Annotated in this window: 20 protein-coding genes; 9 read left to right on the top strand and 11 right to left on the bottom strand. The window is 65.2% G+C overall.

Annotated features, from left to right (window positions below):
- Positions 1–15 precede the first annotated feature (15 nt).
- The 6 genes from CR156_RS07070 to cmk all read right to left on the bottom strand — a co-directional run bounded on the left by CR156_RS07070 (position 16) and on the right by cmk (position 5,503).
- On the bottom strand, positions 16–993 hold the full coding sequence (locus CR156_RS07070; protein WP_100552309.1) for an MraY family glycosyltransferase: 978 nt from the start codon (positions 991–993) through the stop codon (positions 16–18).
- 3 nt (positions 994–996) lie between these two features.
- Positions 997–2,175 carry a lipopolysaccharide assembly protein LapB gene (lapB, locus tag CR156_RS07065; RefSeq protein WP_032977571.1) on the bottom strand — a complete coding sequence of 393 codons (1,179 nt, stop codon included), beginning with the start codon at positions 2,173–2,175 and terminating at the stop codon, positions 997–999.
- Positions 2,176–2,181: 6 nt separating this feature from the next.
- The gene (locus tag CR156_RS07060; RefSeq protein ID WP_025875021.1) at positions 2,182–2,466 is read right to left on the bottom strand and encodes a lipopolysaccharide assembly protein LapA domain-containing protein; all 285 of its coding nucleotides are present in this window, start codon (positions 2,464–2,466) and stop codon (positions 2,182–2,184) included.
- Positions 2,467–2,543: 77 nt separating this feature from the next.
- Positions 2,544–2,849, bottom strand: a complete 306-nt coding sequence (locus CR156_RS07055) for an integration host factor subunit beta (protein WP_005409286.1) — start codon at positions 2,847–2,849, stop codon at positions 2,544–2,546.
- Positions 2,850–2,938: 89 nt separating this feature from the next.
- Positions 2,939–4,624: a 30S ribosomal protein S1 gene (gene rpsA, locus CR156_RS07050; RefSeq protein WP_025875032.1), complete on the bottom strand. Its 1,686-nt coding sequence runs from the start codon at positions 4,622–4,624 to the stop codon at positions 2,939–2,941.
- Positions 4,625–4,825: 201 nt separating this feature from the next.
- On the bottom strand, positions 4,826–5,503 hold the full coding sequence (gene cmk / locus CR156_RS07045; protein ID WP_032977572.1) for a (d)CMP kinase: 678 nt from the start codon (positions 5,501–5,503) through the stop codon (positions 4,826–4,828).
- A 197-nt stretch (positions 5,504–5,700) separates the two neighbouring features.
- Between cmk and ykgO the strand changes: the two genes are divergently transcribed.
- From ykgO to CR156_RS07010, 7 genes are all read left to right on the top strand, one after another.
- On the top strand, positions 5,701–5,826 hold the full coding sequence (gene ykgO, locus CR156_RS07040; protein WP_005409283.1) for a type B 50S ribosomal protein L36: 126 nt from the start codon (positions 5,701–5,703) through the stop codon (positions 5,824–5,826).
- A gap of 146 nt (positions 5,827–5,972) precedes the next feature.
- Positions 5,973–6,302 (top strand): hypothetical protein, encoded by a 330-nt coding sequence (locus CR156_RS07035; protein ID WP_089240526.1) that lies wholly within the window; start codon positions 5,973–5,975, stop codon positions 6,300–6,302.
- A gap of 39 nt (positions 6,303–6,341) precedes the next feature.
- Positions 6,342–7,379: an agmatine deiminase family protein gene (locus CR156_RS07030; RefSeq protein WP_100552308.1), complete on the top strand. Its 1,038-nt coding sequence runs from the start codon at positions 6,342–6,344 to the stop codon at positions 7,377–7,379.
- A 164-nt stretch (positions 7,380–7,543) separates the two neighbouring features.
- A complete protein-coding gene (locus CR156_RS07025) occupies positions 7,544–8,431 on the top strand; it encodes a carbon-nitrogen hydrolase (RefSeq protein ID WP_025875046.1) in 888 nt (295 codons plus the stop codon).
- 14 nt (positions 8,432–8,445) lie between these two features.
- Positions 8,446–8,976, top strand: a complete 531-nt coding sequence (locus tag CR156_RS07020) for a GNAT family N-acetyltransferase (RefSeq protein WP_100552307.1) — start codon at positions 8,446–8,448, stop codon at positions 8,974–8,976.
- A gap of 4 nt (positions 8,977–8,980) precedes the next feature.
- Positions 8,981–10,201 (top strand): TraB/GumN family protein, encoded by a 1,221-nt coding sequence (locus tag CR156_RS07015; protein ID WP_100552306.1) that lies wholly within the window; start codon positions 8,981–8,983, stop codon positions 10,199–10,201.
- A gap of 49 nt (positions 10,202–10,250) precedes the next feature.
- A complete protein-coding gene (locus CR156_RS07010) occupies positions 10,251–11,096 on the top strand; it encodes a phytanoyl-CoA dioxygenase family protein (RefSeq protein WP_100552305.1) in 846 nt (281 codons plus the stop codon).
- 81 nt (positions 11,097–11,177) lie between these two features.
- Here the strand turns inward: CR156_RS07010 and CR156_RS07005 are convergent, their stop codons facing one another.
- The 3 genes from CR156_RS07005 to CR156_RS06995 are packed head-to-tail and all read right to left on the bottom strand — an operon-like array spanning position 11,178 to position 18,933.
- Positions 11,178–14,267: an efflux RND transporter permease subunit gene (locus tag CR156_RS07005; protein WP_100552304.1), complete on the bottom strand. Its 3,090-nt coding sequence runs from the start codon at positions 14,265–14,267 to the stop codon at positions 11,178–11,180.
- The gene (locus CR156_RS07000) at positions 14,264–17,785 is read right to left on the bottom strand and encodes an efflux RND transporter permease subunit (protein ID WP_100552303.1); all 3,522 of its coding nucleotides are present in this window, start codon (positions 17,783–17,785) and stop codon (positions 14,264–14,266) included. The genes CR156_RS07005 and CR156_RS07000 overlap by 4 nt, the downstream gene beginning before the upstream one ends.
- A complete protein-coding gene (locus CR156_RS06995) occupies positions 17,782–18,933 on the bottom strand; it encodes an efflux RND transporter periplasmic adaptor subunit (RefSeq protein ID WP_100552302.1) in 1,152 nt (383 codons plus the stop codon). Before CR156_RS06995 ends, CR156_RS07000 begins: the two co-directional genes overlap by 4 nt.
- 205 nt (positions 18,934–19,138) lie before the next feature.
- On the opposite strand from CR156_RS06995, the gene CR156_RS06990 reads away from it, so the two are divergent.
- Positions 19,139–19,534 (top strand): c-type cytochrome, encoded by a 396-nt coding sequence (locus CR156_RS06990; protein WP_100552301.1) that lies wholly within the window; start codon positions 19,139–19,141, stop codon positions 19,532–19,534.
- A 9-nt stretch (positions 19,535–19,543) separates the two neighbouring features.
- Positions 19,544–20,005: a c-type cytochrome gene (locus tag CR156_RS06985; RefSeq protein ID WP_099821251.1), complete on the top strand. Its 462-nt coding sequence runs from the start codon at positions 19,544–19,546 to the stop codon at positions 20,003–20,005.
- Between the two features lie 153 nt (positions 20,006–20,158).
- Here the strand turns inward: CR156_RS06985 and CR156_RS06980 are convergent, their stop codons facing one another.
- Together CR156_RS06980 and CR156_RS06975 are read right to left on the bottom strand one after the other, a co-directional pair.
- Entirely contained in the window at positions 20,159–22,039 is a 1,881-nt protein-coding gene (locus tag CR156_RS06980) for an ATP-binding cassette domain-containing protein (RefSeq protein WP_100552300.1), read from the bottom strand.
- 340 nt (positions 22,040–22,379) lie between these two features.
- Positions 22,380–23,255, bottom strand: coding sequence for a LysR substrate-binding domain-containing protein (locus tag CR156_RS06975; protein ID WP_100554090.1), 876 nt, complete (start codon positions 23,253–23,255; stop codon positions 22,380–22,382).
- Between the last annotated feature and the right edge of the window lie 76 nt (positions 23,256–23,331).

Below are 23,331 nucleotides of genomic sequence, written 5' to 3'. Positions count from 1 at the left end.
AGATCGAGTAATTCCTTATCGGTGGCGCAATCCATTGCGCAGGAGGAGCCACAGCAGGGTCAACGCGGCAAACCACGCGACCGCTACGGCAGCCTCCCACCTCGGCTGCAAATTGGTGCAGATATTGAACACTGTAATACTGAACAGGCCCAAAACAAAGTACATCCCTGTCACCTGGGCATGGCTGGCTCCTGCCTGGACCGCGCGCTGGTAGACGTGCTGGGTGTGGGGTTCCATCCAGCGTTGCCCGGAAAGCATGCGCGCCAACAGCGTGAAGCCCGCGTCCACAAGGAAGGCGGACAACGGCAGCAGCAGCAGGATCCAGTTGATGTCGGTGTGCACTGCAGCGACGGCCAGCACCACTGCCACGGCATAGCCCAGCGCGCCACTACCGACATCACCCATGAAGATCCGCGCCTGCGGAAAGTTGAATGGCAGAAAACCCAGGCACGCCAGGCCAAGCACGATGGCCACCAGCGAATAGGGCCAGGGCAGCACCATCGCGAAGCCCAGCGCAACGATGACTGCCTGGCTGCTGGCAATCCCGTTGATCCCATCCATGAAGTTCCAGATGTTGATCAGCGAGGCGGTGAAGAACAGCACCAGCAGGCTCAGCAGCCAGCTGCCCCCGTGCATCTTGACCAGTCCCGCCAGCAAGGCGGCGGCGAGGAAATGCACCAGCAACCGGCGCATGGCCGGCAGCGGCCGATGGTCATCCCACCAGCCAATGCCGGCAACCAGCGCCAGGCCAAGGCTGGCGACAGCCAGGCTGGCTGCAGCGTCCGGCCAGACGCAAGCGGCCACGGCTGCCGCAACCAGCAGACTGATCACGATGGCGATACCGCCACCGCGCGGGGTGGCGACGCTGTGGCTGCGGCGCTCGCCGGGCTGGTCCAGCAACTGCCTGCGCAGGGCGTACACGCGTGCCGCCCAGGTCAATGCCGCGCTGAGCAGGGCCAGGCCCAGCAGCGCGGCCATCACAAGCCACGGCATGGTTCAGAGCACCGCGTAATTCAACAGCGGCTTGACCGTGCCCCACTCCTTGCAGCTGGGGCATTGCCAGTGGTGGGTACGCGCGCCGAATCCGCAGCGGGTGCAGCGGTAGGCCGGATTGCGCACCAGCAACTGGTCGGTGATGTGCTTGAGGTCGTGCAGGGTCGCGGTGGAATCTGCGCCCTCGGCCAAGGTGAGGTCGATCAGTGCCGATTCGCCACGCACCGACGGGCGATCCTTGAGCTGGCGGCCAAGATAGGCGCGGGCAGGTGCGACACCCTCCTGCTCTTCCATCAGGCGGGTCAGCGCCAGCACCGGGGCGATGCCGCGGTAGTGCTCGGTCATCTCGGACAGGAAGGCGCGCGCGCCGCCCAGGTCACCGACCTTGCGGTAGTTTTCCATCAGCGCCGGCAGCACTTCCGGCAGGTACTCCGGATCGTTGCGGGCAGCACGCTCGAAGGCACGCACGGCGGCCTCGGCGTTGCCTGCATCGGTTTCCAGGCGGCCCTCGATGATGCCGGCACGGACCGACATGGCATCGGCCTGGTAGGCGCGGGCGATGGCCGCCCTCGCCTCTTCCAGCTTGCCAGCGCCACGGAAGCGCTCGGCAAGCTCGCATTCGAACTGCCCGATCAGCTTGCCCATCGGCTCGCCGGTGACATCTTCGAAGCGGGTAGCGTTGTCGATCGCCTTTTCCCAGTCACGCTCGGCCTGGTAGATGCCGATCAGGTGCTTGAGCGCCTGCGGTGCGCGCTGGTCCAACTGCGCCAGTTCGGTGAACACCGTTTCGGCACGGTCCAGCAGGCCGGACTTCATGTAGTCCTCGCCCAGTGCCAGCAGGGCCTGCACGCGCTGCGCATCACTAAGGTCCTGGCGGTTGACCAGGCCCTGGTGCAGACGGATCGCGCGGTCCACTTCACCACGGCGGCGGAACAGATGGCCCAACGCGACCTGGGTCTCGAAGGTTTCCTTGTCCAGCTCGGCGATGTGCAGGAACAGTTCGATGGCCTTGTCCGGCTGCTCGTTGAGCAGGTAGTTCAGGCCACGGAAATAGGTGCTGGACAGGTGGCTGACCTGGTTGTCACCGTGGCGTTGACCGCCGCGGCGTCCGATCACCCAGCCGGCCAGCGCCGCCAACGGAAGACACAGGAAGAACCAGAACCACTCGGAAACGAATTCCATCTTCGATCAACGTCCATCAAAAGATTGGGAGGGGGCGACCGGCGCCGACGGTGCAGCCGCCGACTTGTTGGCACGGCGCAGCTGGCTGTAGAGCGGAATGACCACGCTTACCAGCACCAGGCCAGCACCGACCACGACACCGATCAGCAGGGCGGCAATCAGCGCCACGCCGACGGACGTGTTCAATTGGGTAAACAGCAGGTTGATCGACATGGCCGTCATGTTGACCGCACCGATGATCAGACCAAGGATGAGAACCGCCAGCAGGACCAGCAGACGAAAAACTTTCATGCGACAGCTCCATTGGCAGGAGGCCGTAGCTTATCCGACTCGTGGCGGGATTCGCACGAAGTCGCGCGACGGATGGCTCAGGCCGGATCTGCGTCCAGCGGCAGCACACTGCTGACCCGCTCGCGCAATTCCTTGCCTGGCTTGAAATGAGGGACATGCTTGCCCGGCAGGGCAACCGATTCGCCGGTCTTCGGGTTGCGACCCAGGCGCGGCGGACGGTAGTGCAGCGAAAAGCTGCCAAAGCCGCGGATCTCGATGCGATCGCCGGCCGACAGTGAGCCCCCCATCATTTCCAGCAATGACTTGACCGCCAGATCGACATCATCGGCCTTCAGGTGCGCCTGCCGGCGCGCGAGGATTTCGATCAGTTCGGATTTGGTCATTACCGGCTCACATCAGGGGCATCTCAGCCTGAAACGGCCCGGGCAGTGCCCGGGCCGTCCAGGAAACAACGAACAGCGTAAGGCCGATATTACTCGGACTTGTTGCCGTTCAGCTGTGCACGCAGCAGCGCGCCCAGCTGGGTGGTGCCGCTGGAAGCCGAAGAGGACTGGTATTCCTCCAGCACTTCGCGCATTTCAGCGTCGTCCTTGGCCTTGATCGACAGCTGCAGGGTACGACCCTTGCGATCCATGCCCACGAACTTGGCTTCAACCTTGTCGCCGACCTTCAGATGCTGGGTCGCGTCGTCGACGCGCTCGTTGGCGATGTCGCGAGCTGCAACATAGCCTTCGATGCCGTCGGACAGCTCGATGATCGCACCCTTGGCGTCGACTTCCTTCACCACGCCTTCGACCTTGGAGCCCTTCGGATTGGTCGCCATGTACTGGCCGAACGGATCCTGCTCCAGCTGCTTGACGCCCAGCGAAATGCGCTCGCGCTCCGGATCGACGGCCAGGACCACTGCGTCCAGGTTGTCGCCCTTCTTGAAGTTGCGAACGATGTCTTCGCCAGTGGTCGCCCAGCTGATGTCGGACAGGTGAACCAGGCCGTCGATGCCGCCGTCCAGACCGATGAAGATGCCGAAGTCGGTGATCGACTTGATCTGGCCCGACACCTTGTCTCCCTTCTTGTGGGTGGCAGCGAAGGTTTCCCACGGATTGGCGGCAACCTGCTTCATGCCCAGCGAGATGCGGCGACGCTCCTCGTCGACGTCCAGGACCATGACTTCAACTTCGTCACCGACCTGCACAACCTTGGACGGGTTGACGTTCTTGTTGGTCCAATCCATCTCGGAAACGTGCACCAGACCTTCGACGCCCGGCTCGATTTCGACGAATGCGCCGTAATCGGTGACGTTGGAGACCTTGCCGAACACGCGGCTGTTGGCCGGGTAACGACGGGCGATGTTATCCCACGGATCTTCGCCCAGCTGCTTCAGGCCCAGCGAAACGCGGTTGCGCTCGCGGTCGAACTTCAGCACGCGCACGTCCAGCTCGTCGCCGACGTTCACGACTTCGGACGGATGGCGCACGCGCTTCCATGCCATGTCGGTGATGTGCAGCAGGCCGTCGATACCGCCCAGGTCCACGAATGCGCCGTAATCGGTCAGGTTCTTGACGACACCCTTCAGGATCGCGCCTTCCTGCAGCTTGTCCATCAGCTGCTCGCGCTCTTCCGAGTGCTCGCTTTCGACGACAGCGCGGCGCGAGACCACGACGTTGTTGCGCTTGCGGTCAAGCTTGATGAGCTTGAATTCCAGCTCCTTGCCTTCCAGGTAGGCCGGATCGCGCACGGGGCGCACATCGACCAGGGAACCCGGCAGGAAGGCGCGGACATCCTTGATGTCCACGGTGAAACCACCCTTGACCTTGCCGCTGATGCGGCCGGTGATGGTTTCGTTCTTTTCCAACGCTTCTTCCAGCTCGTCCCACACCATCGCGCGCTTGGCCTTCTCGCGCGACAGGACGGTTTCACCGAAGCCGTTCTCGATCGAGTCGAGGGCGACCTTGACGATGTCGCCTTCGGCAACATCGATTTCGCCAGCGTCGTTACGGAACTGTTCGATCGGCACGATGCCTTCCGACTTCAGCCCGGCGTTGATCACCACGACGTCGCCGCGGACTTCAACAACGGTACCGCTGACGATGGCGCCCGGCTTCAGCTTGGCCAGGTTGGCCTGGCTGGCTTCAAACAGTTCGGCAAATGATTCGGTCATTAGATTTACTCTGTTGGACACATGGGTCGGCTGGCTTCCCTTCAGGGAATGGCTGCCGCCCGCCTGTTGGTCGACCCCGGAAATGCAGGTCGTGTGTGGAAGTAGGAAAACCGCCACGCATCATTGCGCGACGGAGCTTTTACAGCACTGCAGATGCGCGACCTCCACCGATGCTGCTGGCAGAGCTCCCGCGCGAACGGATCAGGCAGCCGGAACCGGAAGCAGATCCATCACTCTGGCAACGACATCTTCGATGCCGATGCCTGTGGTGTCGATGAGGACAGCATCGTCTGCCGGCTTCAGGGGCGCCACGGTACGCTGAGCATCACGGGCGTCGCGGGCCATGATCTCGCGCAGGAGGTCTTCAAAGTTAACAGAAACCCCCTTGTCTTTCAACTGCTTATGCCGGCGCTCGGCGCGCTCCTCGGCACTGGCGGTCAGGAAGACCTTGTAGGGGGCGTCGGGGAAGATGACGGTGCCCATGTCGCGGCCGTCGGCGACCAGCCCCGGCTCCATCCTGAATGCGCGCTGGCGCTCCTTCAGGGCGGCCCGGACCTCGGGAATGGCGGCAATGGCCGACGCCAGCGCTCCGGTGGTCTCCAGCCGCAGCTCGTCGGTGGCATCGGTGCCATTGACCAGGACCCGCATGGCATCGCCCTGCTCGACGAACTGGACATGGGTATCAAAGGTGCAGCGCACCAGCGCGGAGGCATCGGAGGTGTCGATGTCGGCCCAGCTGGCCGCCACGCCGACGGCGCGGTACAGAGCGCCCGAATCCAGGTAGTGCCAGCCCAACCGGCGCGCCACGATGCGGCTGATGGTACCCTTGCCAGCCCCTGATGGGCCGTCGATGGTCAGGACGGGAACGAGTGGATTCATGGGGGTCCTTGCGCGTGTGAAGGGGGCATTCTAGCCCCTGCCAGACACCCCGCAACGGGCCATTTGTGCAACCACTTGAAACCATGGGGAAAAGCCCGGTAGAATGGCGGGCTTGAACGAGCGTCAACTGCCGATTGTCTTTCGCATATCGCGGCCACGCTCCACCCGAACAACTACTGTTTACGCCGAGGTATGCCATGAAAGTTCTGTCCTCCCTGAAGTCGGCGAAGGCCCGTCACCGTGACTGCAAGGTCGTGCGTCGTCGTGGCAAGATCTTCGTCATCTGCAAGTCGAACCCGCGTTTCAAGGCGCGTCAGCGCTAAGCCCAACGGTCCTTGTGACCGCGGCTGGCCCCACGCGGGGCCGACCCGATGCAAAAAGCCGCCTTCGGGCGGTTTTTTGTTTATGCGGTTTTTTCCTGCCGTTTTTGCTGTAATCGCTGTTCTTGACCACTGGGGAGTAGATCGAGATGACGCGTTACCTGTGCACCCTGGCCGTACTGGCCACCCTGGCTGCCGCCACCCCGGCGCTGGCCGATACCCTGCTTGTCGACCGCGCCCGCGAAAAGCCGGCCGGCGCCCTGCCCGTCCGCGGCCAGAGCATGCAGCAGGTGCAGTCCCAGTTCGGCGCGCCGGCAGAGCAGCTGCAGCCGCGCGGCGGACAGAAACGGCAATGGCCGACCATCCACCGCTGGGTGTACCCGCAGTTCACCGTCTACTTCGAGAAGCAGAAGGTGATCGACGTGGTGGCAAACCAGGCGGATCCGAACGAAATCGGCCCCAAGCCGCCGATCCGTTGACCCCCATGCCCGCCACCGGCGGGCGCGTGTAGCGAGACCATGAACCAGACCCTTCGTTTTCCTGCCGAATGGGAAGCCCAGAGCGGCGTCCTGATTGCCTGGCCCACCGCCGACACCGACTGGGCCGAGCGCCTGGGCCAGGTGGAAGAGACCTACATCGCCCTGGTTGCGGCGATCACCCGCTTCCAGCCGGTGCTGATCTGCGTGGCCGACGATGACGTGGAGACCTATGCCGAGATGCGGCTGCGCTCCAACCGCATCGACATGGACAAGGTCCACTTCACCACCGCCGCGTACGACGATACCTGGCTGCGTGATTCGGGCCCGATCACCCTGCGCCGCGCCGACGGCAGCTTCCAGCTGCTGGACTTCCGCTTCACCGGCTGGGGCGGCAAGTTCGATGCCACCCTCGATGACCAGCTGGTCGGCGTGCTCGACCAGGCCGGCGTGTTCAACGACGCGACGGTGCGCAGCATTCCGTTCGCACTGGAAGGCGGCGGCATCGAGACCGATGGTGAAGGCACCCTGCTGACCACCTGGAAGTGCCTGCACGAACGCCATCCCGACCGTGACCGCGACAGCCTGAGCGCCGACCTGTCGAACTGGTTGCAGCAGGAACGCGTGCTGTGGCTGGATCATGGCTATCTGGAAGGCGACGACACCGACGCCCATATCGACACCCTCGCCCGCTTCGCCTCGGCCGACAGCATCGTTTACCAGGCCTGCGACGACGCCAGCGATTCGCACTACGCCGAACTGCAGGCGATGGGTGCCGAGCTGGCCGCACTGCGCACGCGCGACGGCCAGCCGTACCGCCTGTTCCCGTTGCCGTGGGCAAAGCCGGTAATCGATGAAGGCCGCCGCCTGGCTGCTTCGTATGCCAATTACCTCATCGTCAACGGTGCGGTGCTGATGCCAGCCTATGGCGACCCGGCCGACGACCTGGCCCGCGATGTGCTGGCACAGGCCCACCCCGGCCGCGAGATCGTGCAGGTGCCCTGCCGCTCGCTGATCTGGCAGAACGGCAGCCTGCACTGCATCACCATGCAGCTGCCCGCGGGGCTGTTGAAGGCATAAAGCCACGCGGTAGCGCCGGGCCATGCCCGGCGAGCGCAGCGGCATCTGGAGAATCCGCCGGGCATGGCCCGGCGCTACCGGTTGCGTGCACCATTCAGCAGCCAACACGCTGTCATGCCGCATCCGCGTTAACATGCGGGTTTTCCCCCGCAGGATCGCCCCGCATGAACTCGCGCAGCCCTCTTACCGTCGCCCTGATCCAGGAGCGCAACCACGGTGATGCCGCCGCCAACCTGGCGGTGATCGAAGCGCGTGTTGCCGACGCTGCGGCGCAGGGCGCGAAGCTGGTGCTGCTGCAGGAACTGCACAACGGTCCCTACTTCTGCCAGCACGAATCGGTCGATGAATTCGACCTGGCCGAGCCGATCCCGGGCCCAAGCACCGAGCGCCTGGGCGCGCTGGCGAAGAAGCACGGCGTGGTGCTGGTCGGCTCGCTGTTCGAGCGCCGCGCTGCCGGCCTGTACCACAACACCGCCGTGGTCTTCGAGAAGGACGGCACGTTGCTGGGCAAGTACCGCAAGATGCACATTCCGGACGACCCGGGTTTCTACGAGAAGTTCTACTTCACCCCGGGCGACATCGGCTTCAAACCGATCGACACCTCGGTCGGCCGCCTTGGCGTGCTGGTGTGCTGGGACCAGTGGTACCCGGAAGCGGCGCGCCTGATGGCGCTGGCCGGTGCTGAACTGCTGCTCTACCCCACCGCGATCGGCTGGGATCCGGATGACGTGCAGGACGAGAAGACCCGCCAGCGCGACGCCTGGGTGCTGAGCCACCGTGGCCATGCCGTGGCCAACGGCGTGCCGGTGCTCAGCTGCAACCGCGTGGGTCATGAAGCGTCGCCGCTGGGCGCCTCGGGCATCCAGTTCTGGGGCAACAGCCACGTGCTGGGCCCGCAGGGCGAGTTCCTGGCCGAAGCCGGCACCGACGCGACGATCCTGATGTGTGAGGTTGACCTGCAACGCAGCGAGCACGTGCGCCGCATCTGGCCGTTCCTGCGCGATCGTCGCATCGACGCCTACGGCGATCTGCTCAAGCGCTACATCGACTGACCCGGAGCCCGCGCATGGCCGTACTCATCCGTGATGCCGGCCCTGCCGACATCGCTGCGATCACCGCGATCTACGCGGTGGAAGTGACCGACTTCGTCAACACCTACGAGTACGAGATTCCTGACCAGGCCGAGATGCTGCGCCGCATGCGCGACATCATCGACCGCGGCTTCCCCTACCTGGTGGCCGAGGTCGACGGCCAGGTTGCCGGCTACGCGTATGCCAACACCTACCGCACGCGCATCGCCTACCAGTGGACCGTTGAAAACTCGGTCTATGTCGATGCACGCTTCCAGGGCCGGGGCGTCGGCACCAGCCTGCTGCAGGCACTGATCGATGCCTGCACCGCGCGCGGCCATCGACAGATGGTGGCGGTGATCGGCGAGCCGACCAACATTGCCTCCATCAAGCTGCACGAACGCTTCGGTTTCCAGCTGGTGGGCGTGTTCCGCGGCCTCGGCCGCAAGCACGGCCGCTGGCTGGACACCGTACAGATGCAGCGCGCGCTCGGCGATGGCGCCGATTCCGCTCCTTCCAATGAATGATTCCATGACCGAAACCCTTCCCGAAACCGGCGACGATCTGTTTGCCGGCCAGCCCGTGCGCGTGGTCGAACGCGATGGCGTGCGCTACACCCTGCTGGGCACTGCCCACGTCTCCCATGCCAGCGTCGAGGCAGTAGAAAAAGCCATCGACAGCGGACGTTTCGATGCCGTCGCCGTCGAGCTGGACCCGCAGCGCCTGCAGGCACTGAGCGACCCGGACACGCTGGCCAAACTGGACCTGGTGGAAGTGATCCGCAAGGGCCGCGTCGCGTTGTTCGCCGCCAACCTAGCGCTGTCGGCCTACCAGCGCCGCTTGGCCGAACAGCTCGGCATCGAGCCGGGCGCCGAACTGAAGCGTGCAGTGGACCTGGCACGCGAGCGCAACCTGCCGGTGCACCTGATCGACCGCGAAGTCGGCCTGACATTCCGCCGCGCTTCGCAGCGACTGGGCTTCTTCGGCAAGCTGAAGCTGGTGGCCGGGCTCGGCGCCGGCCTGTTCTCGTCCGAGGATGTCGGCGAAGACGAGATCGAGAAGCTGAAGCAGGGTGACATGCTGGAATCGAGCTTCGGCGAGTTCGCCAGCGAGAGCCCGGCCCTGTACGAAACGATCATCGGCGAGCGCGACCGCTACATGGCGACACGTCTGCGTGAAGCGCATGATCCGCAACAGCGCGAAGTGCTGGCGGTGGTCGGTGCCGGTCACCTGGCCGGCCTGGCGCGTTACCTGGAAACCGATACCGAGGCGCCCGCGCCGTTGCGCGAGCAGCTGGAAGCGGTGCCGAAGAAGCGCAACATCCCGTGGTTCACCCTGGCGATCCTCGCCATCGTGGCCACCGGCATCGGTGTCGGCTTCTATCGTGGTGGATTGGGCGTGGGCACCGAACTGCTGGCGACCTGGGCGATGTATACCGGCGGTCTGGCCGGCCTGGGCTGTCTGGTGGCCGGCAGCCACCCGCTGAGCATCCTCACCGCGATCGTGGTGGCGCCGTTCAAGCCGTTCCGCCTGAGCATCCCCACCGGTGCGTTCTCGGCACTGGTGGAGGCGCGCCTGCGCAAGCCGACCTACGAGGATTTCCTCAAGCTGCGTGATGACGCGCAGTCGTTGAAGGGCTGGTACCGCAACCGCGTCACCCGCGTGGTGCTGACCTTCATGCTGACCAACCTGGGCAGCATGCTGGGCCTGTGGCTGACTGCAGGCAAGGTGTGGAGCAAGGTGGCGGGGTAACGTCTCGCCACGCATGGCTATAGTCGACATTTAAGGAAGGAATACAGCGATGGATGCATACGATGCGCTGATGCGCGATGGTTTCGTGGTGGTGCGCCAGGCCATCGCGCCCGCACTGGTGGAAGACATCAACGAGCGCATCGCGCGCTTCAAGCAGCGCAATCCCAAGTCGGTGTCGCGCAACCTTGACGATCACAAGCGCTTGTATCGGGTTGTCAATCTGCACCTGGTAGTGGATGCGATGACGCGCCTGCTTACCGACAACCCGGCCATCGATGTCTGTGACCGCTTCTTCGGCGAGCCCACCACGCTCTACACCAGCCTCTACTACGAGCGCGGATCGGAACAGTCGTTGCACCGCGATACGCCGGTGTTCTGCACTTCCCCGGGTGAACGCTACATGGGCGTGTGGACGGCACTGGACGCGGTTGATGACAGCAATGGCCCACTGCGCGTGGTTCCGCGCAGCCACCTGCTACCGCCCATCGACGTGCAGGCACTGCGCCGCAAAGTCCTCGGCGACGGGCCGGTCAGCGCGATGTCTCCGGAAGGCTGGACGGCGTATCAGGACGCGGTAGCACGCCAGTGCGAAGATGCTGGCCTGCAACCGGAGGCAGTGCACGTGCAGCCGGGTGACGTGATCGTCTGGCACCCGCAGCTGTTCCATGGCGGCGCCCCGCACCCATCGGCCGGCACGCGTCGCAGCGTGGTCATGCACGTGACACCGAAGTCGATGCCCGTGGGCCACATGGATGTCTTCTATGGCCAGACCCCTCCGGCAGAGAAGGCGCCCTGGCGCTACTACCGGCGTGGTCCACGTGAGATCGCGCGGTTCAGGCATGTCGACTTCGGCCACGAATACACGCGTCGCACCTGGTTCCTGCGCAAGGCCTGACCCGGCCCGCGAACAAAAAAACGGGGGAGACCGCCCCACTACGACCGGTCTCCCCCCACCACAAACACGTTGTGTTGTGCATTACAGCCGGGCAGCGCCCGGCTCTACCCTCTCCAGCCCACGGGCGCGCTGGATCAGGCGCACCACCGCATTGCGCAGGTCATCCAGCACCGCGTAGATGGTCGGCAGGAACAGCAGGCTGACCACGGTCGAGAACGCCAGGCCACCGGCAATCGCACGCGCCATCGGCGAGTACTCCGGCCCGTTGCCGAACATCTGCGTATCGGTCAGCGAGATCGGCACCATCGCCAGGATCGCTGTGCCCATGGTCATCATGATCGGGCGCAGACGCTCGCGCGAGCCTTCGACCAGCGCCTCGGTACGCCCCATCCCGCCCCGGCGCAGATTGTTGATGTGCTCGATCATCACGATGCCGTTGTTCACCACCACGCCCATCAGCACCAGGATGCCGATGAAGGACATGATCCCGAACGAGGTACCGGTGATCCAGAACAGCCAGAACACGCCGAAGATCGAGAACAGCACGCCGCTCATGATCGCCGCCGGGAACAGCAGCGATTCGAACACCGCGGCCATCACCACGTAGATCATCACCAGCGCGATCAGCAGGTTGAACACCATCTGCTGCATCGCCTCGTTGTCATCGCCGTAGTCGCCACCGTCGAAGGTGAAGCCGTAGCCGGCCGGGAAGTTCATCGGCTTGAGCACTGCTTCCATGGCCTTGCGGCCGTCCGGCGCGGTGATCTTCTCGGCCAGGTTGGCCTTGATGGTCAGCGTGGTCTGGCGGTTGGTGCGGCCAATCTGGGTCGCCGATGAACCCACGTCGACACTGACCAGGCTCAACAGCGGCACGCTGCGGCCATCGCCGGTGCGTACGCTGAAGCCCGCCAGGTCTTCGGGGCTGCTCTGTTCGGCACCGGCAAAGCGCACCCACACCGGCACTTCGTTGTCGCCACGACGGAACTCGCGCATCGGCGCACCGCGCAGCGCCAGGCCGACGAAGCTGGCCACCTGCTCGGCATTGAAGCCGAACGCCGCCGCGCGCTCGCGGTCGACGTGCACTTTCAGCTCGCCGCCCTTCTCGCCATTGTCGATACGCACATCGCGCAGCTCGGTGCGCTGTGCCAGCAGCGGCAGCACTTCCTGGCCGATCTCCTGCAGCATCGCGCTGGAGTCGCCGACCAGCTGTACCTGCACGCCCTGGTTGCCGCCACCGCCGCCGCCATCACCGCCCTGGTTGCCAACGAAGTAGTCGGTGCGCGCGGACTTCGGCAGGCCCTTGCGCAGCTCCTCCTGCAGCGCCTTGATGTCCTTGGCGTACTTCTCGTCCAGGGTTACCACGGTCGAACTGCCTTCCTGTTCGCTGTACCAGGAATAGACCTGCTGCACGTGCAGGCGCTCGCGGTTCTCCTCGACCCAGGCTTCGACGCGGGCCACTTCCTCGGACATCTGCCGGTAGGTGTAGGCGCCCTTCCACATGTAGCCGATGAAGATGTCCTTGCCACCATCACCACCGAACATGTCGATCTTGGTCAGCTTCATCGGTACCAGGCTGACCAGCACCACCAGCAGGATGCCCAGCAGGCTCCAGCCACGATGGTGCAGTGACCAGTCCAGCAGCTGCGCGTATCGACGCTGCAGGCGCGCGATCACGCCGGTCTGCGAATGCACCAGCTTCGGTGTGGCCATGCGTGCGGACAGCATCGGGATCAGGCTGACCGCCACCAGCCACGAGGCCAGCAGCGAGACCGAGATGGTGATCGCGATCTGCGCCATGAAGATGCTGATGTTGTTGGTTTCGCCGAACAGGTTGGGCACGAACACGATGCAGTGGCACAAGGTGCCGGCGCTGAGCGCGATGGCAACGTTGCGGGTGCCGATGATCGAGGCCAGGCGTGGCTGGTCCGGCAGCCGCTCACGTTCCTGGTAGATGCTCTCGACCACCACCACGGCGTTGTCGACCAGCATGCCCACGGCCAGCAGCAGGCCCATCATGGTCAGGATGTTGAGCGTGACGCCGGCGAAGTACATGAAGCCGAGGGTGATGGTGAAACAGATCGGAATGGCCAGGGTCACCATCAGCGTGGACGGCCAGTGGCGCAGGAAGAAGAACAGCACCGTCACCGACAGGATCAGGCCGACGCCGCCGGCCTCGGCCAGCTCCAGCAGGGACGACGTCACCGCCTTGCCCTGGTTGTCGATCACCTTGATCTGCACATCGCGCATCGAGTCCTGCGCGCGGATCGCTTCAACCTCGGCAAGCGCGCCGCGTGAGACGTCCACCAGGTTGGCGCTGCGCTCCTTGTAGATGTCCAGGCCGACGGCAGGATTGCCATCGAGGCGGCGGCCGTAGCTCATCCGTGCCGGCTTCAGCCGCACATCGGCAATGTCGCCCAGGCGCAACCCCTTGGCATTGATGACCAGATCACGCATTTCCTGCAGGTCGGTGATCTCACCCACCGGCTGCACGCGCACGCGCTGGCCGTTGTCATCGATCTGCCCGGCCGAGATCGAGAAATTCAGCGTGCGCAGGCGATCACTCAGCTCGTTGATGCTCAGGCCGTGGGCGTTCAGGCGGTTCGGATCAATCGCGATCTCCACCTCGTTCGGCGGCGCACCGGTGATCTCGACCCGGGCCACGCCCGGAATCCGTTCGATACGCCGTTTGAACTCGCGGTCGAGCATGTCGTAGGCGGTGGTCAGGTCGGTGGTACTGGCCAGGCGCACCTTCAGCACCGGTTGGTCGCTGCTGGACCACTTGAACACGTTGTAGCGCTGCACGTCGTCGGGAAGATCGCTGCGGATTGCATCGATGCGCTCACGCGCGTCGGATGCGGCGATGGCGATGTCACGGTCCCAGTCGCTGAACTCGATGAAGATCGACGCCGCTTCTGAAGTTGCCGATGAACGCATGCGCTTGATCCCGGTCATCGTCGCCAGCGACTCCTCCACCGGGCGGATGATGGTCCGCTCGACTTCTTCCGGGGTGGAGCCGGTATACGGAATCTGCACGAACAGGAACGGTGCGGAGATGTCCGGCAGCGCTTCCAGTGGCAGCCGGAACGAGGCAATCAGTCCGACCACCACCAGCGACACGAAACACATGATGGTGGTGACCGGCCGACGGATGGAGAACTCGGCAATGCTCATGCCGGTTCCTCCCCACCCGCGCTGCTGCCCTGCGCGGCATGCAGACCCTCACCGGCATGCTTGCGGCCACGTTCGCGGTAGTAGGCATCACCGCGGCGATCCATCAGGTCGTACACCACCGGGATCACCAGCAGGGTCAACAGCGTCGACACCAGCAGGCCACCGATCACGGTGATCGCCATCGGTGCGCGCACCTCGGCGCCCTCGCCCATCGCCACCGCCAGCGGCAGGAAGCCGAACAGCGTGCACAGGGTGGTCATGATGATCGGCCGCAGGCGCGAGCGCGCGCCTTCCACCAGCGCCTCGTGCTTGGCCACGCCGGCCTCGCGCAGCTGGTTGACCTTGTCGATCAGGATGATCGCGTTCTTGGTGACCAGACCGACCAGCAGGATCAGGCCGATGAACACCACCACCGAGATCGGCTTGCCGGTCAGCATGAGCGCCAGGATCGCGCCCACCAGCGCCAGCGGGATGGTGAACAGGATCACGAACGGGTGCAGCAGCGACTCGAACTGCGAGGCCATCACCAGGTAGACCAGGAAGATCGCCAGGCCAAAGGCGAAGATCAGCGACTTCGCGGCCTGTGCCAGTTCCTCACCCTGGCCACCGATGTGCAGGCCCACGCCGGCGCCCAGCGGCTGTTCGGACACCATCTGCTGCACTTCGCGCATGGCCGCGCCAAGGTCGATGTCGCGCAGGTTGGCCGAGACCACGGCAACCCGGGTCTGGTCGGCGCGATGGATCTCGCTCGGGCCGGTGGTGGCGACCACATCAGCCACTGCGTCCAGGGTGACCGGACGGGTGCTGCCCGGATTGACGATCAAGCGGCGGATGCTCTCCACGCTGGCACGGTCGGTTTCCTGTGCGCGCACCAGCACGTCGATCTTGCGGTCACGGAAGCTGTAGCGGGTGGCCACATCGCCGCGCACCTTCTTCACCACCACGTCGGCGATCTGCCGCGTGGTCAGGCCCAGTGCACCGGCACGCTCCTGGTCGAAGCGGATCTGGATTTCCGGGAAACCCTCTTCCACGGTCGACTTGACGTCGGCGTAGTGCGCGTTGCCACGCAGCAGCGCCGCCAGGCGCTGGCCCGCCACTTCCAGTGTGGCCATGTCCTGTCCGCGCAGTTCGATCTCCAGCGGCGTGGAGAAGCTGAACAATGCCGGCCGCGCGAAGTCCACCTGCGCACCCGGGTGTTGGCCCATGGTGTCGCGCAGGCGCTCGGTGATCTCCGCTTCGGTCTGCGGGTTGCCGCCGCCTTCCATCACGATGGTCAGCTTGCCGATGTTCTCGCCGCTCTCGGTCGGGCTGGCATCCAGGCGGGTACCGCTGCCGCTGACGCCATACAGCGATGCCACGCCTTCACCCTTGCCGTGTGCCAACTGCAGTTCACGCACCAGCGCATCGGTCTGCTTCAGCGGCGTGCCGGCCGGCAGCTTGACCGTCATTTCGAAACGGTCCTGCGCCAACTGCGGGATCAGGTCGGCACCGAGCATCGGCACCAATGCCATCGTGCCGACGAACGCCAGTGCAGCCAGGCCCAGCACCTTGCCGGGGTGGGCCAACGCACCTGGCAGCAGCCGCAGGTAGCCACGCTCAGCACCGGCGTACGGCTTCATGGCGATGTCGCTGGCCTTGCGCATCACCGGGCCGACCACTGCAGCCACGCCGCGGCAGAGGCGCACCACCAACCATGCCAGCGCATAGAAACTCCAGCGCATCGTTGCCATCACACCACGACGGCCGAGCGCGACCGGCTTCTGCCAGCGGCTCTGCGGCTGCCACGGCTCAGCCGCGGCTTCTTCCGGGAATGCCAGCGGCGGCCGGCCCTTCAGCGAGCTCAGCATCGGAATCAGGGTCATCGACACCAGCAGCGAGATCGCGATGGCGATCGCCACGGTCAGCGCCTGGTCGCGGAACAGCTGGCCGGCGATGCCGTCGACGAACACCAGCGGCAGGAACACCGCGATGGTGGTCAGGGTGGAAGCAACCACCGCCATGCTTACTTCGCGGGTGCCAGCGATCGCCGCCTGCAGGATGCCCAGGCCGCGTTCGCGCGCCTTGGCGATGCTCTCCAGCACCACGATCGAGTCATCCACCACCAGGCCCGTGGCCAGTGCCAGACCGCCCAGCGACATCACGTTCAAGCTCAGGCCGAGCTGGCCCATGAAGAAGAACGTGGCGATGATCGAGACCGGCAACGACAGGCTGATCACGAACGTGCTCCAGCCATCTCGCAGGAACAGGAAGATGATCAGGATCGCCAGCAGGCCACCGATCACCGCGTCCTTCTTGACGTCGGCGATGGCGTGCTCGATGAAGCGCGACTGGTCTTCGATGGTGGTCAGTTCGGCATCGGCCGGGAACGTTGCCTTGATCTGCTCAAGGCGCTTGCGCAGCGCCTCGGCAGTGGCAACGGTATTGGCGTCGCCTTCCTTGTAGATCGCCAGTTCGACCGATTCCTTGCCGCCGAGGCGGATGACCGCTTCGCGTTCCTTGTAGCCCTGGCGCACGGTGGCCACGTCCTTCAGGCGCACCGGCACACCGTTGGCGACCACGCTGGAGGCGCCGCCGGACGAAGCGCTCTGCGCAGCCGACGCAGCAGCAACCGCCGCAGCCGAGCCGGTCGAGGCCGCGATGTTGAACATCTGCTGCAGCGCCGAGTCGGCCGCGCTGCCATTGGATGCCTGGGTGGTGACCAGCAGGTTGCGGATCTCTTCCAGGTCGGCGAACTGGTTGACGGTACGCACCAGGAAGCGCTGCGAGCCCTCCTCCAGACGGCCGCCGGAAATATTGATGTTCTCTTCCTTCAACCGCTTGATGACGGTGTCGATCGGCAGGTTGAGCTGGGCCAGTTTCTGCTGGTCGATGTCGACCTGGATCTCGTCTTCCAGGCCACCGCCGACCTTGACCGCCGCCACGCCGGTGACCGGCTCCAGCTTTTTTTTCAGGTCTTCATCGGCATAGCGACGCAGACCGGTCAGTTCACGGATCGCTTCTTCGTCGGTCGCAGGCGCGGCCTTGGTCGACAGCACCAGGCGCATGATCGGCTCGGTGGAGGGATTGAAGCGCAGCAGCACCGGAGCCTTGGCTTCCAGTGGCAGGTTCAGCGCTTCCATCTTGTCGCGTACTTCCAGACTGGCCTGGTCCATGTTGGTGCCCCAGGCGAACTCGAGCACCACATCACTCTGGCCGGTGCGCGACACCGACTTCAGCTTGCGCAGGTTCTTGACCACGCCCACGGCCTCTTCGACCGGCTGAGTGATCAGGGTTTCCATTTCAGTCGGCGCCGCACCGGTGTACTCGGTGCGCACGGTCAGCGTCGGATAGCTCAGGTCCGGCAGCAGGTTGACCTTGAGGTTGCCCAGCGCAATCAGGCCGAACAGCAGCAGGGTGACCGTGCACATGGCGATGGTGACGCGACGGCGGGTGGCGAACTCCACCAGGCCGCCACGCATGCCTGCGGCGGCGCCGTCGCTCCCTGGCGAGGCACCGTGGTCGTGGCCGGGCGCGGTCATTGCGTGCTCCCGGCCTTCTCTGCCGGCTTGGCCGAGGTGGCTACCGTCTTCGCCTTGGCCTTCGGATCGGCGATCACCTGCACTGCCGTGCCATCGCGCAGGGCGACCTTGCCGGCGGTGACGATCTGGTCGCCAGCGGCCAGGCCCTCACGGATCTCCACCCAGGGCCCTTCGGCGTAGCCAAGCTTGACCGGCACCCGCGCGACCTTGCCCTCGCGCACCCGGAACACCGCCGGCTCGCCATCGTCCAGCAGTGCCAGGCGCGGCACCACCAGCGCATCGGCACGCTGGTCGTAGTCGATGCGGATGCGGCCGAACATGCCCGGCTGCAGCGACTGCGCGGCGCCATCGAAGGCGCTGACCACACGGAAGGTGCCACTGCCCGAATCGACCACTGGCGCGATGCGGTCGACGACACCGGTGAAGGTCTGGCCCGGCAGCGCATCGGCCGACAACGTGACCGGCTGGCCTGCGCGCAACGTCGCCAGCTCACGCTCGGGCACGTTGAGGGTGGCTTCCAGCCGCGAGTTGTCGACGATGCGGAAGATCGGCGTGTTGATCTGCACGAAGTTGCCGGTCTTGATCGACCGCGAGGCGATCACGCCGGAAATCGGTGCGACCACGGTGGTGTACGACAGTTCCAGCGTGGCCAGGCGGTACTGGGCGCGGATGTTTTCCAGGTCGTAGCGCAGCTGGTCGACGCTGGCCGCACTGACCAGCTGCTGGCTGACCAGCTTCTGTGCACGCTGATAGTCGTTTTCCAGCTTGCGCATCTGCGCTTCGCTCTGCGCTACGGACAAGCGCGCGCGGTCCGGATCCAGCCGCACCAGAGGCTGCCCGGCGCTGACCCGCTGCCCTTCCTCGACCAGCACCGCCAACGCGACGCCAGAGGTCTTGGCCACCACCTGCGATTCGGCGCGCGGCTCCAGTGCCGCGGTTCCGGTGTAGCTGGCGGCCACTGCGCGATGGCTGGCCACGGCCACTTCCACCGGCACCGCGTCGACCTTCTTCTCGTCCTTGGTCTCGGCCGCCTTGGCCTCGTTGTTGGGCCCAGCGGCGCAACCGCTCAGCAGCAGGGAGGTGGAGAGCAGCAGCGCGGCAGCGCAGAGTCCGCTGCGGGGGCCGGGCAGGAAGGTTTGGTGCGACATCGTCAGATCCCTGGAGGATGCGTGGGCAGGTGTGGTAGCAAAGTAATGCACCACTTCACGGCAACACCATATCCCAAAGGTCATGGTGCATTCACGCCGCCGGTCGGGCCAACCCCATTTCAGCTAGATGAAACCTGAGGCTATACTCGGGTCGTTCCGTACCCCACGCCGGAACGACCAGACCCGAATCCCCGGAAAAGACACCATGCGCCCGCAGCCGCTCGCCGCTTGTCTCGCTCTGGCCGTCCTCCTGCCCCTCGGGGCCGCCGCACAGCCCGCTCCTGCTTCTGCTCCTGCAGCACCCACCCCGGCACCGGCTACGGCCCCTGTGCCGGCGGCCGCCACGCCCACCGGCAGTTTCGACAATGGCCGTGTGCTGGCCTATACCTGCCAGGGTTGCCACGGTATCACCGGTTACAAGAACGCCTACCCCAGTTACCGGGTACCGAAGATCGGTGGCCAGACCCAGCAGTACCTGACCCAGGCCCTGACCGAGTACCGCCAGGGCAAGCGCCGGCATCCCACGATGCAGGCACAGTCGATGAGTTTCAGCGAACAGGAGATCGCCGATCTCGCTGTTTACCTGTCCACCGTCAAGTAAGGCCCGCCCATGTCGAAAGCCGCGCATCCACTGCGTCACGCCATCGCCCTGTCCGTCGCCCTGCTGCTGGCGGCCTGCTCGCAGTCACAGGTGGAGAACAGCGAGAAATCCGCCGGCGATCCCGGCCATGCCAGCGGCGAGCACGGATCGTCTTCATCCGCTGGCCTGCCTGCCGGGCGTGAAGCCGCCGGTGAGGCCCGCGCCAAGGTCAAGAGCAAGGCCACCAGCCAGAGCTGCATCGATTGCCACGGTGCCGACGGCAATGCGCCGATCGATCCGACCTACCCGAAGCTGGGTGGGCAATATGGCGATTACCTGGCGCACGCGCTGCAGGCCTACCGTGCCGGTGACCGCCAGCATGCGCTGATGACACCGCAGGCGAAGGACCTGAGCGATCAGGACATCGCCGATCTGGCGGCGTACTTTGGCAGCCGCACGAGCCAGCTGCGGGATCTGCACGGGGTTAAATGATTGATGGGCGCCACGGCGCCCTCGCATCCGTAGCCGCGCCCTGCTCCGCTGTTCTTCTGTAGAGCCGAGCCTGCGCTCGGCTGCTTTGGCTTCCAGGAGCCGAGCATGGGCTCGGCTCTACAGCAATCGGCGCACCCGGGCGCCGATCAGCCCTCAGCCTTCCAGCTCTTCCCAGCGCGCGTACGCGGCATCCAGTTCGGCCTGCACCTTGGCCAGCTGCTGGGTGTGCGCGGTCACTTCGGCGCTGCTGCGCGTGTAGAACGACGGATCGTTCATCGCTGCAGTAAGGCCTTCGACATCGCCTTCGAGCTTTTCGATCGTCTTGGGCAACTGCTCCAGCTCGCGCGCTTCCTTGTAGGCAAGCTTGCGCTTGGGCGCAGCCGGTTCCGCAGCCGCCACCGGCGCAGCGGTAGCGGACTTGGCCGCGGACACCACCGCAGGCGCGGCAGCGACGCTGGCCGCGTAACGCTGCCAGTCGCTGTAGCCGCCCACGTACTCACCGATCACGCCATCGCCTTCCATCACCAGGGTGGATGTCACCACGTTGTCGATGAAGTCACGATCATGGCTGACCAGCAGCAACGTGCCGTTGTATTCGCCCAGCAGCTCTTCCAGCAGCTCCAGGGTTTCCACGTCCAGGTCGTTGGTCGGTTCGTCCATCACCAGCAGGTTGGACGGCTGCGCGAACAGTTTGGCCAGCAGCAAGCGGTTGCGCTCGCCACCGGACAGGCGGGTGATCGGCGCGCGCGCGCGCTCGGGGGTGAACATGAAGTCCTGCAGGTAGGCGTGCACATGCTTGCGCTTGCCGTTGAACTCGAGGAAATCGCGGCCTTCGGCCACGTTCTCGATCGCGCTCCAGTCTTCGCGCAGCACTGCACGGTACTGGTCGAAGTACGCAACCTGCAGGTTGGTACCGGCGTTGACTTCACCCTTCTGCGGCTGCAGCTCGCCCAACAGCAGCTTCAGCAGCGTGGTCTTGCCACTGCCGTTGGGGCCGATCAGGCCGATGCGGTCACCACGCAGGATGGTGGTGGAGAAATCACGGACCATCGTGCGATCGCCGAAGGCGAACGAGATGTCCTTGATGTCGATGACCTTCTTGCCCGAGCTCACGCCCTGGGCCGCTTCCATCTTGACGTTGCCACTGAGGTCGCGGCGCTCCGAACGCTCGTTGCGCATCGCCTTCAGGCGGCGCACGCGGCCTTCGTCACGGGTGCGGCGTGCCTTGATGCCCTGGCGGATCCACACTTCTTCCTGCGCCAGCAGCTTGTCGAATCGCGCGTTTTCCTGCGCCTGTGCGTTGAGGCGTTCTTCGCGACGGCGCTCGTAGTTGGCCCAGTCGCCCGGCCAGCTGGTGACCTGGCCGCGATCGATCTCGACGATGCGGGTGGCCAGCGCGCGCAGGAAGCGGCGGTCATGGGTGACGAAGACCACGCTGCCGTTCCAGTTCTTGAGGAACATTTCGAGCCAGTCGATGGCTTCGATGTCCAGGTGGTTGGTCGGTTCGTCCAGCAGCAGCAGGTCGGGGCTGGAGACCAGCGCACGGCCGAGCAGCACGCGGCGCTTCATGCCGCCGGACAGGCGCGCGAACTCCGCTTCGCCATCGAGGTCGAGCTTGGTCAGGGTCTCGCTGACGCGCTGATCCAGGCCCCAGCCGTTGGCGGCATCGATCTTCGCCTGCACGTTGCCCAGCGCTTCGCCATCGAACACGTCGGCGTGGCTGAGGTGGTGGAATTCGGCGAGCCATTGGCCCAGTTCGCCCAGGCCGTCGGCGACGACGTCGAACACGCTGCCGGCGGCGCCATGCGGCACTTCCTGCTCCAGGCGGGTTACGCGCACGCCCTGCTGCACGCGCACTTCGCCGTCATCGGGCTTGTGGTCGCCAGACAGCAACTTGAGCAGGGTCGATTTGCCGGCGCCGTTGCGGCCGATCAGGGCAATACGCTCGCCCGGTTCGATCGACAGTTCGGCTTTTTCCAGCAACAGGGGGCCGCCGACGCTGAAGTCGACGTTTTGCAGAGTAATCAGAGGCATCCGACCATTGTAGCGGGTTGCGGGGCTTGGCCGGGCGGCGCCCGGCACCCGCGGGGCAACGGCCGCAGCAACAGCAACAGCCTGAAGCGGGCTTGCAGTGGGATGGCGGGGCTGCAGGACACGCCGTAAACCCCTCCATGGGGGCTCGATGGCGCCATCCATGGCGCCAACGGTCCTGCAGCCCCACATCACCCCGCCTCAGACAGTTTCCCGCGATCTGTCGGAATGGCATGGCCTGCTCTTGGTGGGTGTCGACCTTGGTCGACACGTAGATCCACGCCATGCGTGGATGATCGCTGCAGGATCCATCAATGGATGCAATCGACTGGATTGCGGCGGACTACTCCACTTCCCCCAACAACGCCTGCAGGCCCGGCAACCATCGCTTGCCGGGGTGGCGTACCAGCCACAGCGTGCGCTGCAGGGCGGGTAGCGGGGTTTCCAGAATGCGCAGGCGGCCCAGGGCCAGCGGTTCTTCCAGCGCGTGGCGGGACAGGCAGGCCAGGCCGAGACCGGCGATGGCGGCTTGCTTGATGGCTTCGGTATTGCCCAGCTGCAGGGTCTGTGCGAAGCCGTGCAGGTACGGCAGCAATGCCTGTTCTACGGCCTCGCGGGTGCCTGAACCGGGTTCGCGCAGCAGCCAACGCGCTGCGCGCAGTTCATCCAGCGACCAGCGCGGAGGCGCATCCGCCGCTGCCACGATCACCAGCGGATCCTGCTGCCAGGCGGTCACCTGCAGTCCGCGTTCGTGGCATGGGCCTTCAATCAATCCTGCATCCACGTCCAACCGTTGAACGGCCGCCACCACGCCTGCACTGTTGTCGATGCGCAGATCGACCTCGGCCTGCGGCGCCTGCCGCAGCAGTTCGGCGATACGCGGCGGCAGCAGGTAGTTGCCGATGGTGGTGCTGGCCGCCAGTACCAGCCGCAGTGGTGCGCCTTGGGCCGGGTCACCGCCCGCCGCCAACTGCCGCTCCAGATCGGCGGCATTGACCAGCAGCGCGCGCGCCGGTTCCAGCAACGCCCGGCCGTGGCCGTTCAACGCCAGACGACGGCCGATGCGGTCGAACAGCGGCGTGCCGAAATGCGCCTCCAGTTCCTGCAGCGCGGCGCTGCTGGCCGATTGCGAGAGGGCGATGGCCTGGCCGGCGGCCGTGGTGCTGCCGTGATCGGCGATGGCGACGAAGACCTGCAGCTGGCGAAGGGTCAGGCGCACATTCAACCTGCCACATAGGTAATTTTCACCAATATTATTCGTTTTACAGGTCAATGTGGCGAGCGCACGCTGGCAT

This window comes from Stenotrophomonas lactitubi (assembly GCF_002803515.1).
In the GTDB taxonomy this organism is placed as follows: domain Bacteria; phylum Pseudomonadota; class Gammaproteobacteria; order Xanthomonadales; family Xanthomonadaceae; genus Stenotrophomonas; species Stenotrophomonas lactitubi.
The sequence above is the reverse complement of the archived record's forward strand: the minus strand, read 5'-3'. Positions and strand labels throughout refer to the sequence as shown.